General features: G+C 70.9%; 19 protein-coding genes. 5 read left to right on the forward strand and 14 right to left on the reverse strand.

Going from position 1 to position 22,441, the window contains the following annotated elements; translation table 11 throughout:
- Window positions 1-84: 84 nt before the first annotated feature.
- From ACIA73_RS07365 to ACIA73_RS07410, 10 genes are all read right to left on the reverse strand, one after another.
- On the reverse strand, window positions 85-477 hold the full coding sequence (locus ACIA73_RS07365; RefSeq protein WP_399437311.1) for a cytidine deaminase: 393 nt from the start codon (window positions 475-477) through the stop codon (window positions 85-87).
- Window positions 474-1,766, reverse strand: coding sequence for an ABC transporter permease (locus tag ACIA73_RS07370; RefSeq protein WP_399437312.1), 1,293 nt, complete (start codon window positions 1,764-1,766; stop codon window positions 474-476). The genes ACIA73_RS07365 and ACIA73_RS07370 overlap by 4 nt, the downstream gene beginning before the upstream one ends.
- Window positions 1,763-2,875 carry an ABC transporter permease gene (locus ACIA73_RS07375; protein ID WP_399437313.1) on the reverse strand — a complete coding sequence of 371 codons (1,113 nt, stop codon included), beginning with the start codon at window positions 2,873-2,875 and terminating at the stop codon, window positions 1,763-1,765. Before ACIA73_RS07375 ends, ACIA73_RS07370 begins: the two co-directional genes overlap by 4 nt.
- Window positions 2,872-4,590, reverse strand: coding sequence for an ABC transporter ATP-binding protein (locus ACIA73_RS07380; protein WP_399437484.1), 1,719 nt, complete (start codon window positions 4,588-4,590; stop codon window positions 2,872-2,874). The genes ACIA73_RS07375 and ACIA73_RS07380 overlap by 4 nt, the downstream gene beginning before the upstream one ends.
- Before the next feature lie 352 nt (window positions 4,591-4,942).
- Entirely contained in the window at window positions 4,943-5,989 is a 1,047-nt protein-coding gene (locus ACIA73_RS07385; RefSeq protein ID WP_399437314.1) for a BMP family protein, read from the reverse strand.
- Window positions 5,990-6,275: 286 nt separating this feature from the next.
- Complete coding sequence (locus ACIA73_RS07390) at window positions 6,276-7,511, reverse strand: amidohydrolase (protein ID WP_399437315.1); 1,236 nt, start codon at window positions 7,509-7,511, stop codon at window positions 6,276-6,278.
- Window positions 7,512-7,647: 136 nt separating this feature from the next.
- Window positions 7,648-8,736, reverse strand: coding sequence for a hypothetical protein (locus ACIA73_RS07395; RefSeq protein ID WP_399437316.1), 1,089 nt, complete (start codon window positions 8,734-8,736; stop codon window positions 7,648-7,650).
- 4 nt (window positions 8,737-8,740) lie between these two features.
- Window positions 8,741-9,724, reverse strand: a complete 984-nt coding sequence (locus ACIA73_RS07400) for an N-acetylneuraminate synthase family protein (RefSeq protein ID WP_399437317.1) — start codon at window positions 9,722-9,724, stop codon at window positions 8,741-8,743.
- An 11-nt stretch (window positions 9,725-9,735) separates the two neighbouring features.
- Complete coding sequence (locus ACIA73_RS07405; protein ID WP_399437485.1) at window positions 9,736-11,241, reverse strand: cytidylyltransferase domain-containing protein; 1,506 nt, start codon at window positions 11,239-11,241, stop codon at window positions 9,736-9,738.
- Between the two features lie 122 nt (window positions 11,242-11,363).
- Window positions 11,364-12,671 (reverse strand): DUF6716 putative glycosyltransferase, encoded by a 1,308-nt coding sequence (locus tag ACIA73_RS07410; RefSeq protein WP_399437318.1) that lies wholly within the window; start codon window positions 12,669-12,671, stop codon window positions 11,364-11,366.
- A gap of 227 nt (window positions 12,672-12,898) precedes the next feature.
- Here ACIA73_RS07410 and ACIA73_RS07415 point away from each other — a divergent pair, with 227 nt between their 5' ends.
- From ACIA73_RS07415 to ACIA73_RS07430, 4 genes are all read left to right on the forward strand, one after another.
- A complete protein-coding gene (locus tag ACIA73_RS07415) occupies window positions 12,899-13,936 on the forward strand; it encodes a glycosyltransferase family 2 protein (protein WP_399437319.1) in 1,038 nt (345 codons plus the stop codon).
- Window positions 13,936-15,324 carry an alpha-2,8-polysialyltransferase family protein gene (locus tag ACIA73_RS07420; RefSeq protein ID WP_399437320.1) on the forward strand — a complete coding sequence of 463 codons (1,389 nt, stop codon included), beginning with the start codon at window positions 13,936-13,938 and terminating at the stop codon, window positions 15,322-15,324. Before ACIA73_RS07415 ends, ACIA73_RS07420 begins: the two co-directional genes overlap by 1 nt.
- A 30-nt stretch (window positions 15,325-15,354) precedes the next feature.
- Window positions 15,355-15,825 carry a cytidine deaminase family protein gene (locus tag ACIA73_RS07425; RefSeq protein WP_399437321.1) on the forward strand — a complete coding sequence of 157 codons (471 nt, stop codon included), beginning with the start codon at window positions 15,355-15,357 and terminating at the stop codon, window positions 15,823-15,825.
- A 178-nt stretch (window positions 15,826-16,003) separates the two neighbouring features.
- Complete coding sequence (locus ACIA73_RS07430; RefSeq protein WP_399437322.1) at window positions 16,004-16,438, forward strand: nitroreductase family deazaflavin-dependent oxidoreductase; 435 nt, start codon at window positions 16,004-16,006, stop codon at window positions 16,436-16,438.
- Window positions 16,439-16,451: 13 nt separating this feature from the next.
- Here the strand turns inward: ACIA73_RS07430 and ACIA73_RS07435 are convergent, their stop codons facing one another.
- Entirely contained in the window at window positions 16,452-17,183 is a 732-nt protein-coding gene (locus ACIA73_RS07435) for a TetR/AcrR family transcriptional regulator C-terminal domain-containing protein (protein WP_399437323.1), read from the reverse strand.
- A gap of 61 nt (window positions 17,184-17,244) precedes the next feature.
- Here ACIA73_RS07435 and ACIA73_RS07440 point away from each other — a divergent pair, with 61 nt between their 5' ends.
- Window positions 17,245-18,789 (forward strand): FAD-dependent oxidoreductase, encoded by a 1,545-nt coding sequence (locus tag ACIA73_RS07440; RefSeq protein ID WP_399437324.1) that lies wholly within the window; start codon window positions 17,245-17,247, stop codon window positions 18,787-18,789.
- Here the strand turns inward: ACIA73_RS07440 and ACIA73_RS07445 are convergent.
- The 3 genes from ACIA73_RS07445 to ACIA73_RS07455 all read right to left on the reverse strand — a co-directional run bounded on the left by ACIA73_RS07445 (window position 18,728) and on the right by ACIA73_RS07455 (window position 22,303).
- Window positions 18,728-19,711 (reverse strand): nitroreductase/quinone reductase family protein, encoded by a 984-nt coding sequence (locus tag ACIA73_RS07445; protein ID WP_399437325.1) that lies wholly within the window; start codon window positions 19,709-19,711, stop codon window positions 18,728-18,730. The two genes, ACIA73_RS07440 and ACIA73_RS07445, sit on opposite strands and share 62 nt — an antisense overlap.
- Window positions 19,712-20,276: 565 nt before the next feature.
- Complete coding sequence (locus tag ACIA73_RS07450) at window positions 20,277-21,455, reverse strand: hypothetical protein (RefSeq protein WP_399437326.1); 1,179 nt, start codon at window positions 21,453-21,455, stop codon at window positions 20,277-20,279.
- A complete protein-coding gene (locus ACIA73_RS07455; RefSeq protein WP_399437327.1) occupies window positions 21,455-22,303 on the reverse strand; it encodes a sigma-70 family RNA polymerase sigma factor in 849 nt (282 codons plus the stop codon). The genes ACIA73_RS07450 and ACIA73_RS07455 overlap by 1 nt, the downstream gene beginning before the upstream one ends.
- Window positions 22,304-22,441: the final 138 nt, after the last annotated feature.

The following is a 22,441-nucleotide window of genomic DNA, read 5'->3' on the forward strand; positions in this document are numbered from 1 at the left end:
GGTGGATGCGCAACGGCGAGAGCCCTCCGGCCTCCCCCGTGAAGTGGGAGGCCGGAGGGCTCTCAGTACCGCTCGATAAACCAGTCAGGCCAGGTGCTGCGGGCCGAACGCGTCCGGCAGCATCTCCCCCAGGGTGCGCACCCCCGACGAGGTCTCCAGCAGGAGCTCCGGGCCGCCGAATTCGTACAGCAGCTGGCGGCAGCGGCCGCACGGCATCAGGTTCTCACCCCGGCCGTCCACGCAGGTGAAGTGCGTGAGGCGACCACCGCCGCTCGCCTGAAGCGCGGAGACGAGGCCGCACTCCGCGCACAGCGAGAGGCCGTAGGAGGCGTTCTCGACGTTGCAGCCGGAGACGGTGCGGCCGTCTTCCACCAGGGCGGCCGCGCCGACCGGGTACTTCGAGTACGGGACGTACGCCCGGGACATCGCGTCCCTGGCTGCGGCCCGCAGCGCCTCCCAGTCAACGGCGGACGTCACTTGCCCTGCCCCTTGCGGTAGCGCATGCCGTCCGCCTTGGGCATCCGCAGCCGCTGTGCGGACAGCGAGAGGACGAGGAGGGTGACGATGTACGGCGTCGCGCTCACGAACTCGGTGGGCACGGTGTCCGTACCGAGGTACCAGACCAGCACGCCCGCCGCGATGACGGCGGAGATGGCGGCCGTGAGGTACGACTTCTTGTACGCCTTCCAGAGCGCCAGTCCGGCGAGCAGGACCACCAGCAGCAGGAGCAGCGCGTGGACCGAGGAGCCGCCGTTGCGGAGCTGGAGGGCGTCCGCGAAGCCGAACAGGCCCGCGCCCATGGCGAGGCCGCCCGGACGCCAGTTGCCGAAGATCATCGCCGCGAGGCCGATGTAACCACGGCCGCCGGTCTGGCCCTCGTTGTAGATGTGCGAGGTGACCAGGGAGAGGAAGGCGCCGCCGAGGCCGGCCATGCCGCCCGAGACGATCACGGCGATGTACTTGTACTTGTAGACGTTGACGCCGAGCGACTCGGCGGCGATCGGGTTCTCGCCGCAGGAGCGCAGCCGCAGGCCGAACGAGGTCTTCCAGAGCACCCAGAAGGTCAGGGCGAAGAGCAGGACCGCGACGATCGTCAGCAGCGAGACCTTGGTGACCAGGCCGCCGAGGATGCCCGCGACGTCGGAGACGAAGAACCAGTGGTGCTTCTCGATGTCGTGGAGCCAGTCGGAGATCCCGGGCAGGCTCACCGAGCCGATGCTGTCGGCGGGCGGGGACTGCTTGGGGCTGCCGCCCGCGGCCAGTGCCTCGCCGGTGTTGAACCACAGCTTGGCGAAGTACGTGGTGATGCCCAGCGCCAGGATGTTGATCGCGATGCCGGAGATGATGTGGTCGACGCCGAAGGTGACGGTGGCGATGGCGTGCAGCAGGCCGCCGAACATGCCGCCGAGGACGCCCGCGAGGACACCGATCCACGGGTTGCTCTGCCAGCCCGCCCAGGCACCGAAGAAGGTGCCGAGGATCATCATGCCTTCGAGGCCGATGTTGACGACGCCCGCGCGCTCGGCCCACAGGCCGCCGAGTCCGGCGAGGCCGATCGGCACCGCCATGGAGAGCGCCGCACTGATCTGGCCGGCCGAGGTGATGTCCTGCGCACCGGTGATGGCACGCACCGCCGAGAGCGCGATCAGCGCGCCCGCGATGATCAGCAGGACGACCGGGAACGACAGACGGGGCTTGCCCGTCTTCTTGCCCCGGGAGGCCCGGGAGCCCTTGGGGGCCGCCGGGGTGGAAGTCGCCGTACTCACGCCGACACCTCCTGCTTCTGGGAGTTGTTGGCCTGGGCGGCGAGCTTCTCGCCCACCTGGCGCTGCTGGCGCTTGAGTCCGTAGCGGCGGACGACCTCGTAGGCGATGACGACGCACAGGACGATGACGCCCTGGATGACGCCGACGATCTCCTTGTCGTAACCCTCGAATTCGAGCTTTCCTGCGCCGCGCTCCAGGAAGCCCCAGAGGAGGGCGCCGAGCGCGATGCCGATGGGGTGGTTGCGGCCCAGGAGGGCGATGGCGATACCGGTGAAGCCGATGCCGGTGGGGAAGTCGCCGCCGTACTCGAAGGAGTCGTTGAGCAGCGTCGGCATGCCGACCAGGCCGGCCACCAGGCCGGAGATCAGCATCGAGGTGACGACCATCTTCTTCACGTTCACACCGCTGGCGTCGGCCGCGGACTCGGACTGGCCGACCGTCCGCAGGTCGAAGCCGAAGCGGGTGCGGGTGAGGAAGAACCAGTAGGCGACGCCCGCGATGGCGGCGACCACGATGAAGCCCCAGATCGGGTCGGGCATCGTCGGGATCAGGAAGAAGTGCGAGGACTCCGGCAGCGGCTTGGTGGCGACCTTGGTGCCCGCGCTGTCCAGGTGGCCGAGGCGGCCCTGCTGGAGGAGGTAGCCGATGATCGCGGTGGCGATCATGTTCAGCATGATCGTGGAGACGACCTCGGAGACACCCCGGGTGACCTTCAGGACACCGGCGATACCGGCCCACATGGCGCCGACGATCATCGCGGTGAGGATGATCAGCGGGATCTGGACGATGCCGGGCAGGGTCAGCGCACCACCGACGGCGGCGGCGAAGAAGGCCGCGAGACGGTACTGGCCGTCGACGCCGATGTTGAACAGGTTCATCCGGAAGCCGATGGCGACCGCCAGACCTGCCAGGTAGTACGTCGTCGCCTTGTTCAGGATGTAGACCTGGCTGTCCGACTTCATGCCGTAGTCGAACATGATGCCGAAGGCGCTGAACGGCTCCTTGCCGGTGGCGAGCAGCACCACGGCGGTGACCACGAAGGCGGCCACGATCGCGAGCAGCGGGGCCGCGATACCCAGGAGCAGACGCTCCTTGTCGAACTTCTTCATCGGTCCTCTCCCCCGTTCAGGGGGTGGGTGTCGGTCGGTGCCTGGGCACGCCCGGGTTCGGTCGGTGCCTGGGCACGCCCGTGGGCGGGCTCCGCGGTGGTGCCCGCGGCGGCGTCGGCCCGGGCCTGCGCCAGGTCCTCGGCGGAGGCCTCCAGGCGTCCGGTGGCGGCGCCGGTCATGGCCGAGCCGAGCTCCTCCGGAGTGATGGTGGCGGGGTCCGCGTGCGCGACCAGGCGGCCGCGGTACATGACCCGCAGGGTGTCCGAGAGGCCGATCAGCTCGTCGAGGTCGGCCGAGATCAGCAGGACGGCCAGGCCCTCGCGGCGCGCCTCGCGGATCTGGTCCCAGATCTGCGCCTGCGCGCCGACGTCCACACCACGGGTGGGGTGGGCGGCGATGAGCAGCTTGGGCGCGTGGCTCATCTCGCGGCCGACGATCAGCTTCTGCTGGTTGCCGCCGGAGAGGGAGGCCGCGGTGACGTCGATGCCGGGGGTGCGGACGTCGTACTCGCGGACGATGCGCTGGGTGTCGGCGCGGGCGGCCTTCAGGTCCAGGAGGCCCTTGTTGCTGTTGGGCTTCTCGGTGACGTGGCCGAGGATGCGGTTCTCCCACAGCGGGGACTCCAGCAGGAGGCCGTGCTTGTGGCGGTCCTCGGGGATGTACCCGATGCCGTCCTCGCGCCGCTTGCGGGTGGGCGCGGTGGAGATGTCGGTGGCGTCCAGGGTGACGCCGCCGGTGTCCGGCGTACGCATGCCCATGATCGCTTCGACGAGCTCGGCCTGGCCGTTGCCCTCCACACCCGCGATGCCCAGGACTTCGCCCTTGTGGATGGTGAAGGCGATGTCGTCGAGCACGGTCCGCTGCACACCGTCCGGGTCCACGGCGCTCAGCCGCAGGTCGGAGACGGTCAGCATCGGTACGTCGGTGACGGTCGACTCGCGCGTCTCGGGGGACGGCAGCTCGCTGCCCACCATCAGCTCGGCGAGCTGCTTGGGGGTGGTGTTCGCCGGGTCGGCCGTGCCCACGGTGGTACCGCGGCGGATGACCGTGATGTCGTCGGCGACCGAGAGCACCTCGCCCAGCTTGTGCGAGATGAAGATGACGGTCAGGCCCTCGGCCTTGAGCTCGCGCAGGTTCGCGAAGAGCGCGTCGACCTCCTGCGGCACCAGGACCGCGGTCGGCTCGTCGAGGATCAGGGTGCGGGCGCCGCGGTAGAGGACCTTGAGGATCTCCACGCGCTGGCGATCGGCGACACCCAGGTCCTCGACGACGGCGTCCGGGCGGATGTTCAGGCCGTAGGCGTCCGAGATCTCCTTGATCCTGGCGCGGGCCCTGTCACCGATGCCGTACAGCTTCTCCGAGCCGAGCACGACGTTTTCGAGGACCGTGAGGTAGTCCGCGAGCATGAAGTGCTGGTGCACCATGCCGATGCCGCGGGCGATGGCGTCGCCGGGGCTGTTGAAGGTGACCTGCTCGCCGTCGACGGCGATGGTGCCCTCGTCCGGCTTCTGCATGCCGTAGAGGATCTTCATCAGCGTGGACTTGCCCGCGCCGTTCTCACCCACCAGGGCGTGCACGGTGCCGCGGTGAACGGTGATGGCGATGTCGTGGTTGGCCACGACACCGGGGAATCGCTTGGTGATGCCGCGCAGTTCCACAGCGGGGGTGGCTGCTGCGGAACCGGGGGCGGCATGGGGACTGCTGGACGCTTTGATGGCGCACTCTCCTAGGCAGGAGGCGGAGGAGCTGAAGGCGAGGGCAAGGGCCGGGGCGGGCTGGAGCTGGGTCTGGCGGCTGACTGACGTACGTAAGTTCCTTCTCGGACGTACGAGCGTCAAGTATCGGCCGTACGTACGGGAACGTCATGTCGCGGCGTGTGGCGGAAAGTTACCGCGCGCCGCGCGAGCTACGCGCGTAGCTTCGCCAAATTGTGGAGCAGCCCGGCCCAAAAGTGAAGCACGGGGGAGAGCAGAAAGCGGGGCCCGGAGAGCAGCCGAAGCTTCTCTGCGGGCCCCGATTCCACCGGGGCCGGTCCCCAGGCGCCCCCGGGCCGGCCCAAGGGGTCGGTCAGAGCGTGGACTTGACCGTGATCGAGCCGTCGACGATCTTCTTCTTCGCCTCGTCCAGCTTGGCCTGGACGTCCTTGAGGTGGTCACCCGTGGTGGTCAGGGTGACGCCGTTCTCGGCGAGGGAGAAGGTGGTGGTGCCGGTGCGCGGCTTGCCGTCCTTGATGGACTTGGCGAGCTCGAAGACGCCGGTGTCGACGTTCTTGACCACCGAGGTCAGGATCGACGCCTTGTACTTGGAGAGCGACGGGTCCAGGGCCTGGTCGGAGTCGACGCCGATCGCCCAGGAGCCCTTCTTGTTCGCGACGGCCTCGATGGCGCCGGCGCCGGAGCCGCCCGCGGCGGCGAAGACGACGTCCGCACCCTTGTCGAGCATGCCCTTGGCGGCTTCCTTGCCCTTGTCCGGGCTACCGAAGCCGGACAGGTCCGAGCCGGTGGACAGGTACTGGATGGAGACCTTGGCGTCGGGCTTGGTCTCCTTGACGCCCTGCTGGAAGCCTGCGGCGAACTTCTTGATCAGCGGGATGTCGACACCGCCGATGAAGCCGATCTCACCGGACTTGGACTTCAGCGCGGCGGCGACACCGGCGAGGTAGGAGCCCTGCTCCTCGGTGAAGACGATGCTGTTGATGTTCTTGGCGTCGGCGACCGAGTCGACCAGGCCGAAGTGGGTCTTCGGGTACTTCTTGGCGACCTTGTCCAGGGCGTCCTTGTACGCGAAGCCGACGGCGACGACCGGGTTGAAGCCGCCCTCCGCGAGGGAGGCCAGGCGCTGCTCGCGGTCGGCCGGGGTCTCGCCGGCCTTCGCGGTGAGCTCCTTGGTCTCGGCGCCGAGCTCCTTCTTGGCCTTGTCCAGGCCACGGGCGGCGGAGTCGTTGAACGAGTTGTCGCCACGGCCGCCGACGTCGTAGGCCATGCCCATCTTGAGCTTGCCGTCACCGCCGGAGCCCGAGGGGCTCTCGGTGGAAGACTCGCCACACGCGGTGGCGGCGAAAACGAGGGCTGCGGTGGTGACACTCGCAGCGGCGATCTTGGATACCCGGCGCACGGGACGCTCCTTCAACCTGACCGAAGCGCCTCTGAACGGCGCTGGTTTCGCGGCGATCGTAACGCGCGTAGATGTCGCGTAAAGACCTGTTCATCAGTCGTTACCGGATCGACGCGCGTTCGATTTGCCAGGGGATGACGTACATAAGCAATGTACATACTCACAACGGACATAGCTAACCCCCTTGGAGGATGCTACGAAAAGGCGCCCCACGGTGCCTTCACGGCCACCGGGGACGCCCCTCGTCACTCTTGTCCCGGCGGGTCACCAACCTCGCCGCCTGCGGTTATCCCCGGACAGCATCCATCAGGGCGGCCGCCGTGAACAGCTCCACACCCACAGTGATCGCGCTTTCGTCGGCGTCGAAGTCACCCCGGTGCAGATCACGCTTGACCGTGTCACCAGGGGTACGCACGCCGAGGCGGGCCATCGCGCCCGGCACGTGTTCGAGGTACCAGGAGAAGTCCTCGCCACCCAGGCTCTGTTCGGTGTCCTCGATGGAGTGCACCCCGCGGCGGGCGGCCATCGCGCCCGCCATCAGCTCGACGACCGCGCCGTCGTTGACCACCGGCGGGACACCCCGGATGTAGTTGATCTGCGACTTGGCACCGTGCAGGTCGGCGATGTCGGCGACGGCCGCGTGGATCAGGTCGGGGGCCTCGCGCCAGGCGTCCAGGTTGAGGCAGCGGACCGTGCCGGACAGTTCGGCGTGCATCGGGATGACGTTGCAGGCGTGGCCGGACTCGATGCGGCCCCAGGTGATGGAGAGGCCGGAGCGGGCGTCGATCCGCCGGGAGATCACGGCCGGCACCTCGGTGGCCACCTTCGCCACGGCCGTCACCAGGTCGGTGGTGAGATGCGGGCGGGCGGTATGGCCGCCGGGCCCGTCAAGAGCGATTTCCAGCCGGTCGCAGGCCGACGTGATCGGCCCGGTGCGGAGGCCGATCTTCCCCGCGTCGACCTTGGGGTCGCAGTGCACGGCGATCATGCGGCCGACACCTTCCAGCACCCCGCACTTGATCGCGTCCGCCGCGCCGCCGGGCAGCACTTCCTCGGCGGGCTGGAACAACAGCCTTACCGGGCGTGGCAGTTGACCCCTGCGGTGCAGGTCCGCGAGTACCAGTCCGGCCCCGAGGACGACAGTGGTGTGTACGTCGTGCCCGCAGGCGTGCGCCCGGTCCGGGACGGTCGAGCGGTACGGCACACCGACCTTGGCGTCCGGAATGGGCAGCGCGTCGATGTCCGCCCGCAGCGCGAGCATGGGAGCCGTACCGTCCCAGTCGCCGATGTCACAGACGAGACCGGTGCCCGAGCCGAGCACCCGCGGCGTCAGACCGGCCTGCTCCAGGCGGGCCTTGATCGCGGCGGTGGTGCGGAACTCCTGGTTGCCCAGCTCGGGGTGCATGTGCAAGTCCCGCCGGAAGGCGATCAGTTCGGCACGCAGCGCTTCGGGCAGCGTGCCGGGGAGATCGTCTCCGGCGTCGGGACCGGCTTCGGACACGAGGGAGATCAACTGGTTCACCCCGTCAACGGTAGGCCCACACCACCCCCAACTGCCTACCCATCAACAAAACTTCAGCCCGATAGGCGTAAGAAAAACGGCGGTTCGAGGATTGCCCACGATGTGAGACGGGTATCTAAGGGAGTTACCCGGAGGGCTACGTCACCGGCAGCACCCGGAGTTTGCGCACGTCACGCGCTGTTTCTGCGACCCCTGACAGAAACCCCCGGGCGCGCGGCGACGCAGTGGCCGACAGCCACTCGGGGTCGATGTCGCAGACGGCCACCTTCACGTCCGTACCCACAAGTGCCCTGGGGAGGGTGTGTACGACCGTGGACGGGAAACTCAGGATGGTACGCCCGATGGGCCCCCGGCGGGCGATGACTTCGAGGGGAAGATCCGGGCGGACGATCTCCAGGCCGGTTTCCACGGCCAGCCGGTGCAGCTTGTCCGCGCTCTCGCGGCGGTGCGCGAAGTAGCGGGTGGCGCCGTGGCTGCGGGTGAGCGAACGGACGGCCCGCAGGTAGTGGTCCGGGTCGACCACGCCGGTCTCCACCAGGGAGGTGCCGACCAGGTCGGCGGTGCGGGTGAGGCGCGGCGGGCCGAAGCGGGCACGGGTCCAGTTCAGGTCGTTGGCGGTGACCGTGATGCCGGGGAGGGACTCCGTGACGGGCATCGCGGTGAAGAGTTCCACGGTGCGCCGGGGGGTGGGGGCGAGGCGGCGGCGTGCGGAGGTGGTGACGGGCGCGAGGAGGAGTTCGCGCGCTCCGGGGCGTCCGCCGCGCCGGTGCCAGCGCACCAGACGCTCGCCCCGCGCGAGCTGGCCGGCGAACTCCATGGTGGCCGTCCCGTCGTCCACCACCACCAGCGACGGCGCCCTGACCAGCGTCAGCAGCAGCTGCACATAGCGGGAGAAGGGGTCGCCGATCACGACACGCTCGGCCCTGCGCAGTGCCCCGGCCAGTCCGCCGACGGTACGCAGCGGCGCCCCCATCCCGTCCCTGGCGTCCTCCCAGCGCACCACGCACCCCTCGTCACGGGCCAGCTCGGCCATCCGGCGGAGCTGCCCGCGTGACATGGGGTCGGTGGGCGAGAGCACGACGACGGTCACTTCGGTCATGTCGTACGTCGCGGTGTGGGCCCACTCCAGGACGTTGAGCAGCTGGACGGGGCTTTCGACGAAGGCGAGGGTGTTGGTGGCGCGGGGGGCGCGTGTTGCGCGGGGGGCGCCGCTGCGTGGGGTCATGGCGTCAGACCCCCACGGGGTGTTCGGCCTGGGCGGAACGGTCGGCCTGGGCGGCGGACTCAGCGGCCTGGTCTGCGGACTGGGCGACGACGCCCGGGACGCGGCGCAGCTTGCGCATCGGGGCGAGCTCGGACTCGTACACCCGCTTGATCCCGTCGCCGAGGGACGCCTCGATGGTGCGGATGTCGCGGACGAGGCGGGTGAGGCCGCCGGGCTCGACGGAGGCGGCCTGGTCGGAGCCCCACATCGCACGGTCCAGGGTGATGTGCCGCTCGACGAAGGCGGCGCCGAGGGCCACGGCTGCCAGGGTGGTCTGGAGGCCGGTCTCGTGGCCGCTGTAGCCGATCGGGACGTTGGGGTACTCGGCCTGGAGGGTGTTGATGACACGGAGGTTGAGCTCGTCGGCGACGGCCGGGTAGGTCGACGTGGCGTGGCAGAGCAGGATGTTGGCGCTGCCGAGGACCTCGACGGCGTGCCGGATCTGGGCGGGTGTGGACATCCCCGTCGAGAGGATGACGGTGCGCCCGGTGGCGCGCAGCTCGCGGAGGAGTTCGTCGTCCGTGAGGGAGGCGGAGGCGACCTTGTGGGCCGGCACGTCGAACTTCTCCAGGAAGGCCACGGCCTCGGTGTCCCACGGGGAGGCGAACCAGTCGATGCCGCGCTTCCCGCAGTGCGCGTCGATGGTCCGGTACTCGTCCTCGCCGAACTCCACGCGGTGGCGGTAGTCGATGTACGTCATCCGGCCCCAGGGAGTGTCGCGCTCGACGTCCCACTGGTCGCGCGGGGTGCAGATCTCCGGTGTCCGCTTCTGGAACTTCACCGCGTCGCAGCCGGCCTCGGCGGCCGCGTCGATCAGGGCGAGGGCCTTGTCGAGGTCACCGTTGTGATTGATACCGATCTCACCGGTGATGTACACGGGGTGTCCCGGCCCGGCGGTCTTCGCCCCAAGGCTGCGGAGGCGGCTGGTGGGGTTGGCTGCGTTGCTCATGTGGTGCGTCCTTAGAGGGAGTTGGGGAGTGTGGGGGTGGAGAGGGGGGTGGGGGTGGATACGGAGGTGGGGATGAGCGGGGTGTCGGGTCGGGTCAGGGGGCTCGGGGTGTGGGAGGAGGGGCTTGGGGCGCTGGGGCTTGGGGTGTGGGTGCCGGGGTCGGGAATCGGGGTGTGGATTCCCGGCCCCGGGGTGTCGGGGTCCGGCCTTGTGGGCCGGAGGTCGGGGTGGCTGGGCAGGGTGGGGTGGGTGGGCCGGAGGCCGGGGCCCAGGAGCCAGCCCGCGATTTCGCGGATGGCGCCGCTGCCGCCCGGGAGGGTGGTCACTGCGCGGGCGGCCGAGCGGACGTGGGCGTGGGCGTTGGCGACGGCGATCGGCCAGCCCGCGAGGGCGAAGCAGCCGAGGTCGTTGACGTCATTGCCGACGTAGAGGACGCGGGCGGGGTCGATGCCCTGCTGCTCGCACCACTGCTTGAGGGCGAGGTCCTTGCGGTCGACGCCGTGCAGCACCGGAATACGGAGCTTGCGGGCGCGGGCGGCGACCACCGGGTTCTGCTCGGTGGAGAGGGTGAGCAGCGGGATCCCGGCCTTGCGGAGGGCGGCGATGCCGAGGCCGTCGCCCCGGTGGACGGCGACGGTCTCGTGTCCGTCGGCGTCGACGAGGACCCGGTCGTCGGTCTGGGTGCCGTCGAAGTCCATGACCACGGCGTCGACTTCACTGCGGGTGGGGTGTGCGGCCGTATCGAGGAGGGGCGCGAGGGCGCGGGCCCGGTCGAGGTCGTGCGGGTCGTCGATTTCGAGGACCCGCGCGGGGTCGGTACGGACCAGGGCGGTGCGCCCGAAGAAGCGGTGCCGGTGAGCCCGGAAGCCGGACACGTCCATGGCGTAGGCGGCCCCCGTTTCAAGGAGGTCCTGTGGGCGGTCCTGACGTCGGGGGCGGGTGGCGGGGTCGTGGTTGACGCCTAGGGCGGTGGGCGCGGTGGGCGCCACGGGGGCGGCGGATCCGTGGAGCTCGGTGGGGCCTGCGGGCCCAGTGGACTCCCGCCATACGAAGCCGTGGAACGGGGCCACCGTCACCGCCGTGTCCGCGCCCTCCAGGACCGCCGCCGCGACGCCCTCCACGTCCTCGCGGGACACGAACGGGCTGGTGCACTGGACGAGCAGCACCACATCCGCCGGTGCCGAGCGGGCCTCGCAGGCGTCCAGCGCGTGCAGCAGGGCCGCCTCGCTGGTGGCCGTGTCGTGGGCCAGCTCCCTCGGGCGTACGACCACTTCGGCACCCGCAGTACGGGCCGTCGCCGCGATCGTCTCGTCGTCCGTGGAGACCACGACCTCGGTGACATGGCGCGCCGCCAAGCAGGCCCGTACCGCGCGGACCAGCAGCGGGACGCCCCCGACGGCGGTCAGGTTCTTGCCGGGGACACCCTTGGAGCCACCCCGGGCGGGAATCACGGCCAGAACGCGGCGGGCGGGACGGTCGGGCCCGCCGGCGCGGTCGGTGTAACCGGGGTGGCCCAGGTGGTCCAGATGGCCCACATGGTCCGCGTGGCCCAGGTGGTCCGAGTGGCTGAGATGGCCTGAGTGGCTGAGATGGCCGGATAGGCCTGTTGGCCCCGTCCCCTCGATGTCGTGCGGCGTGCTCACAGCTCTCCCATGCGTCGGATTGCCGGGGCCACCCGCTGCACCCCGTGCCGGTACGCCCCCCGGGCCGCGTCCCGCAGTGCGTCGCGGATGACCCGGCGGACGCCGGTCACCTGCTCGGGCGGGGTCTCGTCGAGACGGTGGCGGGCGAGGATGCCGGGGAGGTAGCCGGTGGCGGTGGTAGGGGTGTAGTAGGGGGCGGGGGGCGGGAGTTGGGGGTGGGCGAGAAGGTCGTCGATGCGGGTGCGGACGGAGACGTACGGGTCGGACGCGTGCGTCACCCCGTGCCGGGCCAGCCAGTCGGGGTCGGCCGTCGGGCGGTGCCCCTCGTCGAGGCGGTCCCAGGAGGTGAGGCAGCCGGAGCCGAGGAAGTAGTGGTTGCCGAGGGGCTCGCGGATGCCGAGGTCGGTGAGGAGTGCGGTCGGGATGCCCCGGTGCAGGGACTCCAGAGCGGCGGTGGAGCTGACGGTGACCAGGAGTCCGGCGCGGTCCAGGACCTCGTCCATACGGCCGTACACGAGGCGGAAGTTGGGCGGCGGGGCGAGGTCGCGGACCAGTCGCTGGTAGGGCAACTCCTCGATGTGGGTGGTGTGTTCGCCCGGCTTGCTGCGGAGTTTGAGGATCACCTCGCGGTCCGGGTGGAGACGGGCGTGGCCCACCAGGCGGCGCAGCAGATACGCGCGGTCGGCCCGCTTCTCCGGTACGGAGGGCTGCGCGGCGAAGACCACCGCGTCGGCGACCCCGCCGTAGGGCGCGCCGCCGAGGAACGGCAGGGCGGCCCCGGTCACCGAGGAGGCGTCGGCGCCCACCCCGGCGTACACCTCTCTGAACCTGGCTTCGTCGTGAGGGGAGTTCGCCAGGACGAGGTCAGCACCGTGCCGCAGCAGCAGGCCGTCGGCGAGCTTTTCGTATACGACGCCGACGTACCCGGTCACCAGGACCGGCCGCCGCACCGGCTGCGGCCAGAGCCTGGCGAGCCCGTGCAGCATGGCCTGGACCGAGCCGCCGACCAGGGCGAGCACGACCACGTCGTACGGACCCGTGCGCACCAGGTCGATGAACTCGGTGCCCGTCACCTCGCGCGGCGCCGGGACCCCGCTCGCCACCTCGGAGAGCTGGCGGGAAGTAGGCGTCGCCCGCCCCCGCAGCAGAAAGCCGGTGATCTCACCACGGGAGCCACGGGAGCCACGGGCACGGGAACCATCGGAATCATCCGCACCACCGGACTTCTCCCCGACAATCCGGCTGGCCGTAAGCGCACCCCATTTCCAACGGGTGTCCGAATCCGCGAGTACGGCAACTCGCATTGAATTACTCGTCCTTGTTCTGGCTGGCACGACGAAAAAGCTAGAGAACGGTTCCGGAGCGCGGCCCAACTCGGCAGCAACAGCCGGTTAACAGCAATCGACAGCCGGACACAGCGGGCCGCGAAAGGGCTTTCGGGAGACTTCCGGACGACTTCGAGCGGAGCGATTCACCTCTGCGACACGGGCAGTTCACCGCTCATCCGTCCCCGCGCCCTAATGTCCGGCGAGTGGTCAAGCTCTCCGTCGTCGTGCCGTTCTACAACGTGCAGACATACGCGCCCGATGCCCTCAGAAGTCTGCGTGCCAACGCGCGCGAGGACTTCGAATTCCTTCTCGTCGACGACTGTTCGACGGACGAGACCCCGGAGCTGCTGCGCCGTGCGGAACGTGATCTTCCGGGTGCGGTCCTGCTGAGACACCAGCGCAACGGCGGCCTCGCGACGGCACGCAACACCGGGCTCGACGCGGCGCGCGGCGAGTACCTGACGTTCCTGGACGGGGACGACTGGGTGGCCCCGGGCTTCTACTCCCAACTGGTGGACTCCATCGACGACTTGGGGTGCGACTTCGTCCGTACGGACCATGTGGTGTGCACCGGGAGGACCCGTACCGTGCAGCGCGTCCCGCACGGCAGGAGAGGGGTGTCGATGCCGCCGCGCGAGGCGATCCTGCCCGCCGACCGGTCGACCTCCGTCGACTACGCGTACGCCTGGGCGGGCATCTACCACCGCCGTCTGCTGGACGCGGGACTGCTGCACTTCACCGACGGGCTGCGCACGGCGGAGGACCGGCCGTGGATCTGGCGGCTGCACCGGGAGGCGGAATCCTTCGCGGTGGTCGGCCTGCTGGGGATTTTCTACCGAAGAGGAATTTCCTCCTCGCTCACCCAGATCGGGGATGTACGACAACTGGATTTCATCCGCGCTTTCGACCAGGTACTGGCGGAAACCGCACGCGACGCGGACGCGCGTTCCCTTCTGCCGAAGGCGGTACGCACCTACTGCGCGATCATTTCCCACCACCTCGGTAATGCGGAGGAATCGAAACGGTTCGAACCGGCGGTGGCCAGGAAATTGCGCACCATGAGCGCGGCGGCCCTGCGCCGAATGCCCCAGGGAATCCTGGCCGACGCCCTCAACTCCATGGACGCCGACCGGGCCGGCCGCCTGCGCAGGCTACGGCGCGGCCTGAGCGGAATCAGCACCTCAGGAGCCAACTGCACCGCCGGGACCGCCGGCACCACCACCAAAGGGGCGGCCGTCTGATGCCTCGTACCCCTCAATCCCCTCGTACCCCTCAAACCCCGCACCCCACCCGCACCACCCAACTCTTCCTCGCCTCCACCCCCTACGGCACCGCCACCCTCGCCGCCGCCCTGGACAGCGGCGCCTTCCCGCCCGCCGACCGCCGCATCCTCCTGACCAGCAACAACGCGGCCACCCCGGAGACCACCCCGGCCCTCACCGACTCCCCCGGCTTCGCCCGGCTGCGTACCCGCTTCGACGACGTACTCGACTGGAACGCGACCATCGCCCCGATGCACCCGGGCGGCTGGTCCCCCCGCCCGGACGACGTACCGCTCTGGGAGAGGCAGTTGAGGCGCGCATGGGGCCTCGCCCCCGACGAACACCTCACCCTGATCCTGGAATCCCTCCAGGTCTCCCCCGCCCAGGCCGTCGCCCAGCTCTTTCCCGACGCCCCGATCGACGTCTACGCCGACGGCCTGATGAGCTACGGCCCCACCCGCAACAAACTCGACCCCCTGATCGGCGGCCGGGTCCGCCGCCTCCTCCACCTGGACCTGGTCCCCGGTCTCCGCCCCCTCCTCCTCCGCGAGTTCGACGTCCCCGCCGAGCTCGTCCCCTCGGAAGCCTTCCTGAAGGTCCTCACCGAGCTGACCGAGGACGCGGGCGACACCGGAGACCTCGCGGCACCCTCCGAACCCCCGGCCCTCCTCCTCGGCCAGTACCTCTCCGCCCTCTCGATCCTCACCCCCGAGGAGGAAGAGGCCCTGCACGTACGGATGCTGCGCGGCGCGGTCGCCCACGGCCACCGCCACATCGTCTTCAAGCCGCACCCCTCCGCCCCGGCCCGTTGGTCCCACCTCCTGGAGCGCGAGGCCCACCTCCTCGGCGCCCAACTCACCGTCTTCGAAGCCCCGTTGCTCGCCGAGGTGCTCTACCGTCGGCTCAACCCCGCGCTGGTCGTCGGCTGCTTCTCCACCGCCCTGTTCACCGCCCACGCCCTGTACGGAATCCCGGTCGCCCGCGTCGGCACCGAACTGCTCCTCGAACGCCTCACCCCGTACGAGAACAGCAACCGCATCCCGGTCACCCTGGCCGACGCCCTGCTCCCCGACCTGGAGGACCCGGAGAGCCCGGAGAACCTGCGGACCACCACTCCCCCGCGCCCCCCGGCCGACCCGGCCCCTCTGGTCGCCGCCGTCGGCTACGCCATGCAGCCGCAGCTCCTGACCTCCCAACGCCCGTACGCCGAAAGCTACTTGCGCACCCACTTCGCCCGCCGCTACTTCAAACGCCGCCGCCTGACCGCCCTGGGCCTGCCGGGCGGCCTGCCCCGCCGCCTGGCGTTCGTACCCCGCAACCCGACCGTCCGCAGGGTGGCCCGGCGCGCCCGCCGCCTGCTGAACTGACCACCCCAGCCCCGTCCCTACCATTCCCCCATGCGCCTGCACCCCCTCACCCCCGAAGACCACGCCCTGATCGCCCTCGCCCGGGAGACCGTCGACGCCCAGACCGACGCACCCGCCCCCGGCACCGACGGCATCCACACCATGGGGGCGGCCGTCCGCGCCGCCGACGGCCGGATGTTCCCGGGCATCAACCTCTTCCACTTCCTCGGCGGCCCCTGCGCCGAGCTGGTCGCCCTCGGGCATGCGCGGGCGTCCGGGGCGCGGGAGCTGACGACGATCGTGGCGGTCGGCAACCACGGGCGTGGCCCGGTCGGCCCCTGCGGCCGGGACCGGCAGATCCTCTTCGACTACCACCCGGGCATCAGGGTGCTGCTCCCCACCCCCGAGGGCGTGCGTGGCGTCCGCATCCAGGAGCTGATGCCACTGGCCGCCCTGTGGACCCCGGAAGAAGGAGTACGTCCCTTCGACGCGGACCTCTTCACGGAGCCCGACGAGGACTGACCGCCCCGGCAGCCGGGGACGGCACGCCCGGGTACGGCCGGTGCCGGTTACGCCAAGGGAGCGTCCGGGCCTGACGAGCCACACCCCGGCGCGAAGTGCCACAGTGGCAGTGGCTCGCGCCCAAGGACGGGCTTGGGCATGGACAGGGCACGACCAGCAACCGCAACAGGAGGCGCCCATGAGTGAGAAGGTCGAGATCAGCCCCACCGGCTGGGTCGCGAAGCAGGCCGAGCTGTACGAGTCGTCGGGCGGCACGAAGGGCACCACCATCCAGGGCGCCCCGTGCCTGCTGCTCGATTACGTCGGCCGCCGGACCGGCACCCTGCGCCGCACCGTCCTCATCTACGGCAAGGACGGCGACGACTACCTGATCGTCGCCTCCGCCGGCGGGGCGGACGCCCACCCGAAGTGGTTCCTGAACCTCCAGGAGAACCCGGACGTCCAGCTCCGGGTGGAGACGGAACGGTTCGCGGCCCGCGCCGAGACCCTGTCCCCCGAGGACAAGGAGCGGGTCTGGCCCGGCCTGGTCGAGCTGTTCGCCCCGTACGCGGAGTACCGGAAGAAGACAAAGCGCGATATTCCGGTGGTGCGGCTCCGGCGGGTGCAGGGCTGAGACCTGCGGTGACTCAGCGAGGATCGGGGCGGGCGCCGCCCGTGCGCAGTACCGCCCCGATCCCCGTGACCACCGCCGCCAGACCCAGTTCGAAGCCCTCGTCGGCGGCGACGAAGAGGGCGGGGCCGGAGGCGGCGGCCAGGGGGAAGGCGGCGAGGCGTTCGGCGCGGGCGGCGAGGTCGTAACCCTGGGAGTCCTTGGGGCCCTGGGACTCCTTGGAGCCCTTGGAGCCGTCGGTTCCCCCGGGGCCCCCGGCAGACCCGGCGCCCGGGGCCGGCCGCATCGACTGTTCCTCGATGACGTAGCCGATGGTGTAGCCGTACGCGGTGAACCAGGCGCGGCCCGCCCCCTCCGGCGTGAAGCCGCCGGCCACCAGGACTTGGAGATGCGCCTCCATGGGGGCCGCGTACGACATATCGGTGAAGTGGGTTCCGCTGTAGACCTTGGCGCCGTCGCGGTAGCGCAGCAGGTGCTCCCGCATTCCGCGCATCGCGGCGGTCAGGGCGTCGTCCCAAGTCTGGCCGTCCGTGTGGCCCAGGAACTCGGCAGCCATCCGGCGCAGCATCTCGGTGGCCATCTCGTCGAGCAACGCCTGCTTGTTCTTGAAGTGCCAGTAGAGGGCGGGGGCCTTGACGCCCAGCTCATCGGCGATGGCGCGCAGCGTCAGCCCCTCCAGGCCCACCTCGTTGAGGAGGCTCAGGGCGGTCTCCGCGAGGAGCTTCCGGTCGAGTTTCGTCGTAGCCACAGAGACAACCTAGCGTGCGCCTCCTTGACAACTTAACAGCGTTAAGCGGACACTCCGACGCATGGAACTTAACAGCGTTAAGGGCGCCGCGCCGGACTCCCCGCGCACGGACACCCAGGTCGACGCCCAGGTCATCGTGGTCGGCGCCGGGCCCACCGGGCTCGCCCTCGCCTGCGACCTCGCCCGCCGGGGCGTGTCCGTTCTCGTTCTGGAACGGGCGGACCGGCTCTTCCCCGGCTCGCGCGGCAAGGGGATCCAGCCCCGCACCATGGAGGTCCTCGACGACCTCGGGGTGATCGGCGAGGTACTCGCGAGCGGCGGCCCGGCACCGGTCTCGATGGCCTGGCGGGCGAGCGGGGAACGGCTCGGCCCGTACGACATGTTCGAGCCGACGCAGCCGACCGAGGCCGAGCCGTACGCCGGGCGGCCGTGGATGCTGGCGCAGTGGCGGACCCAGGAGATCCTGCACGCGCGGCTGCACAAGCTCGGCGGTGAGGTCGAATTCGAAGCGGACGTAAGGGAGTTGACGCAGGACGCGGGCGGAGTGAGCGTCCGGCTCGGGGACGGCAGGACCGTGCGCGGCGCGTACGCCGTCGCCGCCGACGGGGGCCGCAGCACCGTACGGACCGCGCTAGGCATCCGCATGAAGGGCGAGACCGTCGACCCGGCACCCGCGCTCGTCGCCGACGTCCGCATCCGCCCCCGGGCCCTGGACCGCGACAACTGGCACCTGTTCCCGCAGACCCCCGGCGGACTGCTCGCCCTGTGCCCGCTGCCGGGCACGGAAGACTTCCAGCTGATGGCCCAGTACGCCGACGAGTCGGCCACCCCGGACACCTCGCCCGAAGGTGTACGTCAACTCATCGCCACCCGGAGCCACTTGGCCGCCGACGACGTCACCGAGGTCCGGTGGGCCTCCGACTTCCGGCCGCGCACCGCCCTCGCCGACTCCTTCCGCTCCGGCCGCGTCTTCCTCGCCGGGGACGCCGCCCACATCCATTCCCCGGCCGGCGGCCAGGGTCTGAACACCTCGGTCCAGGACGCCTACAACCTGGGCTGGAAGCTCGGCCAGGTGCTGCGGCACGGCGCCGACCCCGCCCTCCTCGACACCTACGAGGCCGAACGCAGGCCCCTGGCCGCCGAGATGCTCGGCCTGAGCACCCGGGTCCACCGGGGTGAACAGCGACGCGGCGCGGCCACCCAGCAGCTGGGCCTCGGCTACCGGGGCGGGCCGCTCTCCTCCGGTGCCGCCGGGGTGCTGGTGGCGGGCGACCGGGCGCCGGACGGGGTACTGCCGGACGGCAGCCGCCTCTTCGACGCGTACCGGGGGCCGCACTTCACGCTGCTCGCGGTGGGCGGCGCCACCGGTATCACCCCGGAGGCCTACGGGAGTGCGTGGCTGCGCACCGCACAGATCCCCGCCTGCGAGGCGTACGGCGACGGGATCTTCCTCGTACGGCCGGACGGGTATGTCGCCTGGGCGGGTAGCGAGGTGTCGCCCGAACTGCCCCTGATCCTGAGGCAGTTCGGTGACGCACTCGCCGCTACTCGCCGGCCGGGGGCGGTCCCGACGGCAGGGGGATGTCGTTCAGTACGGGGAAGATGACCGACTCCTCGTAGTCCAGGTGAGCGGTCAACTCCTCGGACATACGGATGAGTTCTGCGAGGAAGGTCTGCGGGTCGGCGCTGCGGTACTCGCTGAGGTGGCCGATCAGGGAGGCCTTGAGGGTGGCCATCTTGCGGTGCTCCTCGCCGAGTTGGGCGATCGGGTCCGCGAGGTGGGGGTGGTGGCGGACGATCTGCGGGAGGACGGCGGAGTCCTCGGCCTTGTGGTGGAAGTCGAGGGTGTCGCAGAAGGCCAGGCAGTGCTGCCGGATCTGGAGACCCAGGCCCGGGAGGGTGGGGGCGCCGGGGTCCGTACCGGCGGTGGCTGCCGCGAAGTGGGCCTCGGCGTCGGCGCGTACCCGCTGGAGCTGGCCGCGCAGCCAGGTGTGGATCTCCATGAGTTTGTCGCCGACGCTCAGGACGGGGCGGGGGCCGCCGTCCGGGGCGTACGGCCCGTACTCGACGTGCTGGAGGACCACCACCGGCAGCACACGGGTGGTCTGCCGCTGGTAGTCGGCGTAGCCGGGGGCGGCGGCGACCATGCGGGCGAAGAGCCGGTCCCGGTGCTCGCCCTCGGCCGGGACGGCGATGAGGGAGAGGTGTTCGGTGCCGATCTCGACCTCGACGGCGGGGCGGGCGAGGAGGTTGCGGTACCAGTCGGGGTGCCGGCCGGAGCCCGAGTTGGATGCGGTGACGAGGAGTTGGCCGTCCTCGTCGCGGGCGTAACCGAGCGGGACCGTGCTGCGCCTGCCGGACCTGGCGCCGGTGGTGGTGAGGAGGAGCAGGTCACCGCCCTCGAAGGGGCCGCCGACCTTGCCCTTGTTGGCGCGGAACTCGTCGATGACGGACTGGTTGAAGCCGAGGGGGGCCGCGGGAGTGGTGGTGGAGGCGGGTGCGATGGGCTGCTGTGCTGTGGACGACATGCGGTGTCGGCACTCCTGAACAGGTGTGGGTGAACTCCGCGGCAGGCGAGGCGCAGGGCGCGCTCGTGCGGCACGGAGGAGATGAGGAGGGTGGCGAAGAGGTGCTGCGGACGCGGTACGGGGCTGCCCGGTACGGCGTCAGCGGAGGGGTCCGGAGTCTGGACTCATCACACGGGCCCCTTGCGGAGAAGGTGCTGGCTCGGCTGCCGGCCGGCCCACTTCTCTGTGGCCGACGCCGCGCTGCACGCCGCCCATTACAGCCATCCCCGTGGCGAGGTGTCAACCACGGGAGGGGGAAGGAGGAGGCGCGGGCGGGACCGGGGGAACGAATCCCGCCCGCGCCAGGTGCGCAGAGCCGAAGGTACGGGGGGAACCCCGGCTCATGCGCAGCCGATGACCAGTCGGCTCACTCTCTTCAGCGCCACCGCCCCGAAAAACGTCACACCTCGTGCGCCGCACGGGGCAAATGCTCCGCAGGTCACACTCGGCGCGGAGCTGATGTGACGGATGGTGCGCGCGAGGTCACGGACCGGGGGCACGCGTACTCGGCCCCCGCGTACCAGGGCTACGCGTACGCCGGCTCCCCAGCCGGAGCGAAGGCGGCGGGCGGTGCGGTCCACAGGGCGCGGCCGACCGGGGTGCGGGTGTCGGTGGCGGAGCGCGGTGGGGCCAGGACGTTGCTTCCGGACCGGCCGTCGTTCTTGCCGCCGGAGCCGTCCTCGCTCCCGCCGTCGCCTCCGTTCGCACCGCCGGGTGCGCTTCCGTTTCCGGGTGCCCCGCCGCCCTGCCCGTCGTCGCTCTCTCCGCCGCCGCCCTGGGACGCCCCCGGGGCGGGTGCGCCGCCCTGGCCGTCCAGCAGTCGGTCGCAGAAGCGGGTGACGTTGTCGGCGCCCTTGGCCTGGGTCTCCAGGTACTTCTTGAGGTGGTGCGGCAGTCGGTCGGCCCGGTAGTCCTGACAGGCCTTGACGGTGCGTCTACGCCACTCCTCGGGGGACGTTTTGCCCTTGTTTCCTCCGGCTTGGGAGGTGTCGGTGCCCGAGCCGTCGGTACCGGAGGTGCCGTCCGTCCCGGTGGTGCCCGCCGGTGCGGACGTATCGGAGCTGTCGCCCGAGCCGTGCGCGGAGCCCGGCCCTGAGCCCGGCTCCCGGGTGTCTCCGGTCGTCCCCGTACCGACTGAGGGGTCGGTGTCCGGGGCGTCCGGGGTGCCGCCGCCGGAGGTGGGGGCGGGCTGCTCGGTGCGTTCCGGATCGGCGTCCGCCCGGGCGTCAGGATCGTCCTCGCCGATCTCCTGGCCGCCAGGACTGGCGGCCGCCGAGACGGAGACGGCGGGCTCGGGCTCGGAGCCGCCGAACAGGAACGGCGCCGGCAGGACGCCCGACCCGGCCGCCACGGCCACCCCGCCGAGCGCACCGGCCGCGAGCGCGGTCACCAGCCCGAGGCGCAGCGGACGGCCCCACGGTGCGCGCCGGCGGACCCGCACGGTACTGGCCGCGGACTTCCGGTACGCGGCCAACGCGGCTGCCTCGCCCGGGAGTTCACCCGTACCGGAGCCGGTCACGGAGGCCGCGCCCGACGACGTGTCCGCACCGGGGAACGAGCCCGCGTCCGCGCGCAACGCGTCGAGTGCCGCAGTGAGCCGCTCGGCCTCGGGTACGCCGCCGGAACCGAGGCCGGCGCCCGCGGCGCCGCCCAGCAGCCGCTCCGCCGCGTCCTCGTCAAGCCACTCGTAGCGCTCGTCGGCCATCACATGTCCTTCTGCGTCCGCGCGCGCGATTGCGTCACACCGTTCACGCCACCCGCACCGCTCGCGCCGCCCGGACCGCCCAGCCCGTGCGGTGCGAAACCGTGCCCGCGCCCGTGGTCGTAACCATGGTCGTACCCGTGCTCATGGCTGTGGTCGTGGTCCTGCTCGTGTCCGTGCGCCCGGAGGATCGCGCGGGCGGCCGCCACCCCCGACGCCGCCGCCGGACGCCGGTCACGCTGCGCGGGTACGGCGTCCAGCTCGGCCACCGGCAGTGGCGGGCGGCCCTCGCCGGACGGGCCCTGGCTGCCCAGGAGTTCCGCGAGCCGCTTCAGCCCCCGGTGGGCGGCCGTCCGTACCGCACCCGGACGCTTGCCCAGGGTCTGCGCGGCACTCTTCGCGTCCAGGCCCACCACCACGCGCAGCACCACGGCCTCGGCCTGGTCCTGCGGAAGCTGTGCGATCAGCGCCATGGTGTGTCCGGTGGCGAGGGATTCCAGTGCCTCGCCCGCGGTGTCCGACGCGGCCGGCTCGTCGCTGAGTTCGGTGTCGTCGCCGCCGACGGCCGGGCGACGGCCCCTCATCCGTATGTGATCGAGTGCGCGATTGCGGCCGATCCGCGCGGCCCACCCCCTGAACCGGTCCGCGTCGCCGCTGAACCGGTGCAGGTCACGGGCGATCTGCAACCAGGCCTCGGACGCCACGTCCTCGGCCTCCGGCTCGCCGACCAGTGTGCGTATGTAGCCGAGCAGCCGTGGATGCACGGCGCGGTACACAGTCCGGAAGGCCTGCTCGTTCCCGTCCTGTGCCGCGAGCACCGCGGCGGTCAGCTCCGCGTCGTCCCCCAGCACTACCTCAACCTGTCCCCAGTCGATGCTGGTCTCTCCTGCGCACCACCCCAGCGCGAATGTGCACGCTACGGCGTGGAAGGGCGATAAGTCCATAACCAGTACAACGTGCAACGACCTGCTGACCGAGCGAGGTGTGAC

This window comes from Streptomyces sp. NPDC051561 (assembly GCF_044454195.1).
Taxonomy (GTDB): Bacteria; Actinomycetota; Actinomycetes; order Streptomycetales; family Streptomycetaceae; genus Streptomyces.

Bases quoted from the DNA above. Each gene is read 5' to 3' on its own strand.
- ACIA73_RS07425 (WP_399437321.1), top strand. From the start codon at position 15,355: ATGCGCCTGCACCCCCTCACCCCCGAAGACCACGCCCTGATCGCCCTC.
- ACIA73_RS07450 (WP_399437326.1), bottom strand. From the start codon at position 21,455: ATGGCCGACGAGCGCTACGAGTGGCTTGACGAGGACGCGGCGGAGCGG.
- ACIA73_RS07420 (WP_399437320.1), top strand. From the start codon at position 13,936: ATGCCTCGTACCCCTCAATCCCCTCGTACCCCTCAAACCCCGCACCCC.
- ACIA73_RS07430 (WP_399437322.1), top strand. From the start codon at position 16,004: ATGAGTGAGAAGGTCGAGATCAGCCCCACCGGCTGGGTCGCGAAGCAG.
- ACIA73_RS07400 (WP_399437317.1), bottom strand. From the start codon at position 9,724: ATGAGCAACGCAGCCAACCCCACCAGCCGCCTCCGCAGCCTTGGGGCG.
- ACIA73_RS07395 (WP_399437316.1), bottom strand. From the start codon at position 8,736: ATGACCCCACGCAGCGGCGCCCCCCGCGCAACACGCGCCCCCCGCGCC.
- ACIA73_RS07440 (WP_399437324.1), top strand. From the start codon at position 17,245: ATGGAACTTAACAGCGTTAAGGGCGCCGCGCCGGACTCCCCGCGCACG.
- ACIA73_RS07375 (WP_399437313.1), bottom strand. From the start codon at position 2,875: ATGAAGAAGTTCGACAAGGAGCGTCTGCTCCTGGGTATCGCGGCCCCG.
- ACIA73_RS07445 (WP_399437325.1), bottom strand. From the start codon at position 19,711: ATGTCGTCCACAGCACAGCAGCCCATCGCACCCGCCTCCACCACCACT.
- ACIA73_RS07410 (WP_399437318.1), bottom strand. From the start codon at position 12,671: ATGCGAGTTGCCGTACTCGCGGATTCGGACACCCGTTGGAAATGGGGT.